This window comes from Chryseobacterium sp. 2TAF14, assembly GCF_052115105.1.
In the GTDB taxonomy this organism is placed as follows: Bacteria; Bacteroidota; Bacteroidia; order Flavobacteriales; family Weeksellaceae; genus Chryseobacterium.
This window is the reverse complement of record NZ_JBFRGA010000273.1, coordinates 1-2,652: the sequence shown is the minus strand read 5'-3', so window position 1 is coordinate 2,652 and position 2,652 is coordinate 1. Positions and strand designations below refer to the sequence as shown.

The window sequence follows — 2,652 nt, the reverse complement described above, 5'->3', positions numbered from 1 at the left end:
GCTTTTATTGAGGCATTGAAAAATGTGGCACAAGAACTTGAAAAATAATCTAAACTACCTACACAAAATACATTATGGATAGCAAATTACAGGCTGCAGAAAGTCAACAGCATAATCAACACCAGCAAGACGGAAGACCAAAAGGAAATCCGCTTGAAGAACTGAATAAGATCGGTGGTTTTGGCTTTATAGAATCTGTCGTAGACGGAATTGCCAATATGAACCCAACCAGAAAAGCAAGAAAGGAAATTTTTTTGAATGATGGTAATAAAGCCGAGGAAAGAAAAGAGCTTTTACAGAAAATCAATCTGTGGGTAGATCTTTTAAGCAGCAACGATTCTGCCGAAAAAATGGCAGATACCTGCAAAAGCAAAGCGCAAAATGCTGAGCAAAACCTAAAACAAAATCTTAAAAATAGTTTAGACTCCGTTCGTCAGCTTGAAACTTCTTACAGAACGGTAGCTCAGTTTTATAAAAATACAGAGCTTGATAAAGTAGATAACGTAAGCATTGTCAATGCAAGCTTAGATCAGGTTTCAGATTTAGATAACCCGATTTTTATTGATGCAATTGCTGAAGAATTTAAAAATTATTACGACCGTTTAGATTTAAGAGATAACTATTCTATTCTGGCAATTCCGGGATATTTAGGATCGAATAAAGTGGTTGAAAAATGGGCGAAAATCTGTAACGAAAACAAAGTAATGATGGTTACCGATTTTGCCAACTTAGACAAGCCGGATGATGTAGTCGATCTGTTTCACTCAGCGAACCTTACAGGTGGCGAATTGCACAGAAGTAATGTGATTATGACTTGTAACTGGTTGGTTGGTCGTGGAAGAGCAGAGGAAGTGGGTGAAGAAGAAAACGTAGAGCTTCCGCCATCAACTTCATTGGCAGGAAAAATTCACAAAACATTGATGTCTCAGGTTGCAGCCGGTAAAAAGCACGGTAATATCAACGAAGTAGACGCCGTAAAATTTGAATTGAAGAAAAGTGAAATTTCTCAGTTGGAAAAAATGGGGCTTGTTCCTATGGTCAACGAGTACGGGAAAATCATGGCATTCTCCGCAAAAACATTGTTTACAGGTGATAACATTGGCTTACAGACTTATTCTGTAGTTCGTGTTTTCGATTATGTAACTAAAGTTTTATTGGATTTCCTAAACAGAAGAGCCTTCGAAAACTGGAATGCAAGAAACGAAGACGATCTGAGAAAACAGATCGTAAGTTTTTTAGACGGTATCAAAGGTGCTGATAAATTAATTGAGAAATTCAAAATTGTGCGTTTTGAGCAGGATAAAGTAAACAAAGATAGGGTTTGGCTGGATATCAGACTGACTCCTTATTTCCCGACAAAAAGTTTTGTGATTAAGCTTGACGGTCACAAAGGTGATGACGGTAATGAGTGGGATGCAGAATATACCCAGGATTAATTTTCCCAATATTTAATATAGAAACCGGTGCATCAAAAACATCGGTTTTTTGTTTCTAATAATCTTAAAAACGGTTTAATGAAAAATTTTACGGTTTACATCTTATTGTTTTTTCTGTTGTTTTCTGTCTTGAGTTGTGAAAAAGAATATCAACGTCCTCGAAAATATGAGATCGATCTTTTTAAAAATGAAAAAAAAGATACAGCGCAAGCGTATATAATGACTGAAGACGAAGCTTATGGAATCAGCGATATGGTTGTGGCAAGCTCAGATATTTCCGTTACCGACAGTTCTTCGGGTCGAGGTAAACCTATTTATATTTACAGCATCAATTCCGGGGATTTGTTATTCAGCAAAAGGGATTCTGTGATCTCGTATCCGTATCGGTTTCTTTCAAATCAGAAATTAGATTTTAAAAAAGAAAAAAATGATTCGGTTTATGTTTTTTTAGAAAAACTGAAAGGATATAAATCTATTGCGGAGATAAAAAAAATCAAATATCAATGGCTGAAAGGCGCACCCGTTTATCTTTTGGATAACGAAAAAAAATAGTTCTATCTTTGCTTTTACTTAAAATGAATTGGTTTTTTGGAAAAAAATAATAGAAATCCAGACTTTCTTCACATCGGGAATAAGCTGTTGAAATGGTACGATAAAAATGCGAGAGACTTACCGTTCAGAAAAACCAAAGATCCTTATAAAATCTGGATTTGTGAGATTGTTTTTCAGCAAACAAGAATTGCTCAGGGATTAAATCACTATAATAATTTTGTCAAAAGATTTCCCGACGTGAAAACTTTGGCAGAATCTCCTGAAGATGAGGTTTTATTATATTGGAAAGGTTTGGGATATTATTCCCGTGCCATCAATATTCATAAAGCTGCGCAGCAAATTATGAATGATTATCATGGCATTTTCCCTTCCGATTATGATGAAATTTTAAAACTAAAAGGAATTGGAAAATATACTGCTGCAGCCGTTTCCAGTATTTGTTTTGGTGGAAAAATGCCTGCAGTTGATGGCAATTTCTACAGAGTTTTAAGTAGAATTTTCGCTGATAATTTTGATATTTCAAATTCGAAAGCTTTCAATTATTTTTCAGAATTATCAACTTTGATTATGCCTGAAAATGTGGGCGATTTTAATCAGGCAATGATGGATCTGGGTTCGGAAATCTGCAAACCAAAAAATCCTTTATGCGGAGAATGTCCTGTAA

General features: G+C 35.3%; 3 protein-coding genes. All 3 read left to right on the top strand.

The features are described 5' to 3' along the window. Nucleotides 1-74: 74 nt before the first annotated feature. Nucleotides 75-1,436: a DUF5458 family protein gene (locus AB4Y90_RS17325; protein WP_441558813.1), complete on the top strand. Its 1,362-nt coding sequence runs from the start codon at nucleotides 75-77 to the stop codon at nucleotides 1,434-1,436. A gap of 78 nt (nucleotides 1,437-1,514) precedes the next feature. Then, on the top strand, nucleotides 1,515-1,988 hold the full coding sequence (locus AB4Y90_RS17320; RefSeq protein WP_441558812.1) for a hypothetical protein: 474 nt from the start codon (nucleotides 1,515-1,517) through the stop codon (nucleotides 1,986-1,988). Between the two features lie 36 nt (nucleotides 1,989-2,024). Then, nucleotides 2,025-2,652: A/G-specific adenine glycosylase (locus AB4Y90_RS17315; RefSeq protein WP_441558811.1), on the top strand; the 628-nt coding region annotated here is incomplete at its 3' end.